The 2,896-nt window shown below is 45.6% G+C and carries 4 protein-coding genes; all 4 read right to left on the reverse strand.

Annotation, left to right across the window (positions count from 1 at the left end):
- Window positions 1-648, reverse strand: a 648-nt coding sequence (locus tag B2633_RS05785) for an acyl-CoA dehydrogenase family protein (RefSeq protein ID WP_483169715.1), incomplete at its 3' end; no start/stop codon positions are given.
- Window positions 649-1,001: 353 nt separating this feature from the next.
- Window positions 1,002-1,457: a MarR family winged helix-turn-helix transcriptional regulator gene (locus B2633_RS05790; RefSeq protein ID WP_483169716.1), complete on the reverse strand. Its 456-nt coding sequence runs from the start codon at window positions 1,455-1,457 to the stop codon at window positions 1,002-1,004.
- Window positions 1,458-1,766: 309 nt separating this feature from the next.
- Window positions 1,767-2,534 carry an enoyl-CoA hydratase/isomerase family protein gene (locus B2633_RS05795; RefSeq protein WP_061213543.1) on the reverse strand — a complete coding sequence of 256 codons (768 nt, stop codon included), beginning with the start codon at window positions 2,532-2,534 and terminating at the stop codon, window positions 1,767-1,769.
- Between the two features lie 83 nt (window positions 2,535-2,617).
- A partial coding sequence (locus B2633_RS05800) for an HD-GYP domain-containing protein (protein WP_483169717.1) occupies window positions 2,618-2,896 on the reverse strand: 279 nt, incomplete at its 5' end.

The following is a 2,896-nucleotide window of genomic DNA, read 5'->3' on the forward strand; positions in this document are numbered from 1 at the left end:
CGGTACTTTTACATCTTTCATATATACATCGAGTAATTGTCCCCCATGCATGCCTATTTTTTCCCAGGGCTCCGATATGGAGTAGCCTTCGGCCCACTTGTCGAGAATGAAGGCAGTCACTTCCCCGCTTTCCGTCTCGCGGGCAAAAACCACCATGGCTCCAGGATAATTGGCATTGGAAATAAAACGCTTGGTTCCGTTAAGTATATAGAAATCACCCTGTTTTACGGCGGTAGTGGTAATCTGTTTGGGGTCAGAACCGGTTCCCGGTTCGGTAAAAGCGAATGATACGATGTGCTTGGCCTTGCAGCCTGGAATCATGTACTTTTTCTTCTGTTCTTCGGTTCCAAAGGCGGATATGGCCCCCAAACCCAGGGTATGAGCAGCCATGGTCATAGCTACACCGCCGGAAACCTTGGCAATCTGCTCCATAGCCAGGACATAGCCATCATAACCCCCATCGGCTCCGCCGTACTCTTCCGGGAAGGGAATGCCAAAAAGGTCCAGCTCCGCCATTCCGGCTAAAATCTCCTCGGGAATCTTGCTCTCCTCGTCAATCTGTTTGGCTGCGGGAGCTATGCTTTTCTCCGCAAACTCCCGGGCCATCTGTTGAATTAACGACTGCTCCTTGCTTAGATTAAAATCCACAATATACAACCCCCTTATAGCCTTTTTAATATCCTGCCATTTGCTTTTGTTGCTGATTTAGTTTAGATATTAGTCATTGCTTTTAAGTATCGGAAGAAACTACGAAGCAGTTTCAACACACCACTGCAACGAGGCGGGAGATTATTAATCGCCGACTGCTTTGTTAATGGAAACCAGCCACTTAAAGAAGCGGGAAACATTTTCACCTCGTTATAAATAAATAATATCATATCTGAAAAAGACAACAAGAAGAAGATTCCAGCTATTTGAATACAAAACCCGGACAGCAAATGCCCGGGATAATAATTCCTTTTCCTGGGCTTTTTGTCTGCAGAGTAAAACAACGGTTCCTCCTAGTTGCTGTTCTTGTTCAGTTGTTTGTCTATAAGATCCAGAGAATGTTGGAATATTTGGGAAACCTGCGGTTCAACCAGCTGCCTTATATATTTATTAAATTCATGGGCCATTGGAACCAGGTTCTTTTCCGCCAGTTCCTGACCTTTTTCGGTAAGATAAATTTTAAGACTGCGGCGGTCTTCCGGATCTTCCTTTCTCTCCACCAGGTCTTCTCTGACCAAACGATCAATTAACCCGGTAATTGCAGGGCTATCCAATTGGATACGGGTGGCTATGTCTTTCACACTGGTACCCGGATGATCCATGACATCAAATATCACAAAGCTCTGGGCGGCGGTGACCCCGTGTTCAAGACAGCGGTTGTTGTACATGCGGCTTATTTTGCGTGACAGGGCATTCAGGCGAAAACACCAAAAAGTAGTAAAGTCTAACATGCGAAACTCCTTATTCATTATATTTGGCAGATCCGGGAACATATATATTGAGGAAATACGGATTCTGTTAATATTAATTCCTTAATAATTATTATGGGAATAGTGTCTATATTATTAAACTTTATTTATCTACCTGCTGTCAAGGTGCTTTTCTCCCTTATGATGCCGCTCAATCCCAATTTTTAGCCAAACCAGGATAACGACCAGGATGTAGGAAAGAGGGAAAACTAGAGCTGCGGTCGTTATCCGTTTCACTAAAAACTCCAAAAAGGCCGGTACCCCATCCACTTTCCCAATGGACAGGGTACCGGCCAAATTATGCCCTTATTATTTCTTCATCCGGTTGGCCAGGAGGCTGATCATCATGTTCTGATTCCTGTTTTCCATTACTATAGCAGCTTCCAAGCTGCCAATATCAATGTTCAGGTTAACCGCTTCCTTGGTAAGCTTCATCGCTAATGGATCCTTCTTAGCTATGGCCTGGGCGATTTCCAGGGCCGTGTCAAATAATTTTTCTTTTTCCACACAACGAGAGGCAAAGCCAAGCTGCATGGCTTCCTCAGCATTCATCCAAGCCCCGGTGTATAGGAATTCATAGGCCCGTCCACTACCGATGATGCGGGGCAGGAAATAGCTGCTGCCCATATCGGCTCCAGCCAATCCAACATTGACATAGGCAGCGGAAAAGCGGGCATCAGGAGAGATCACCCGTATGTCAGAAGCTATGGCAAAGCTGAAACCAGCCCCGGCAGCAGCCCCGTGTACCGCACAAATAATGGGCTGGGGACAATTCCTCATATTTATCTGCAGCTCGCCAATAGGCATCTGCAGGTCATACATAGCTGGAATATCAGCCATTACCTGGGGCTTAATAATATCCGCCACTTCCATACCGGCACAAAAGCCCTTTTCGCCTTCACCTTTCAAAATAACGACCCGGGTCTCAAGATCCCTTTTCAGCTTGAGCCACAGGTCGTTTAATTCGTTCAACATAAGCATATTCATGGCATTATACTTTTCCGGCCGGTTAAGCGACACTAGCAATATTCCTTTTTCCATTTTCTCTGTTTTAATGGTCTGGTAATCGTAATTCATTGTTTAACCCCCTTATACTGTAAGAATCAACTGAAAACTAAAGTCCTGTACCCGGTATCACCTCCCAGTCACCTCACCATCATTTAGTCACGAACAGAATCATCCAGTGAAAATCCTTTTTCCCGAAAGAGGGTCAGGCAAGCTTCCACCACCTCGCGGTCGTATAATTTTCCAGCGTTCTGCGTAATCTCCTCCAGGGCATATTGAATACCCAGAGCGGGACGGTAGGGTCTATGTGAGGAAATGGCTTCAACTACGTCAGCCACGGTAATAATCCGTGATTCCAGCAAAATATCCGGCCCCAGCAGGCCGTAAGGATAGCCGGAACCATTCATTTTTTCATGATGCTGCAATATGATCTG

It is taken from the genome of Syntrophomonas sp. UBA1041 (assembly GCF_002316705.1).
In the GTDB taxonomy this organism is placed as follows: Bacteria; Bacillota; Syntrophomonadia; order Syntrophomonadales; family Syntrophomonadaceae; genus DTU019.

Excerpts from the sequence above, each read along its gene's own strand:
- B2633_RS05795 (WP_061213543.1), bottom strand. The coding sequence starts at position 2,534 with ATGAATTACGATTACCAGACCATTAAAACAGAGAAAATGGAAAAAGGA.
- B2633_RS05790 (WP_483169716.1), bottom strand. The coding sequence starts at position 1,457 with ATGAATAAGGAGTTTCGCATGTTAGACTTTACTACTTTTTGGTGTTTT.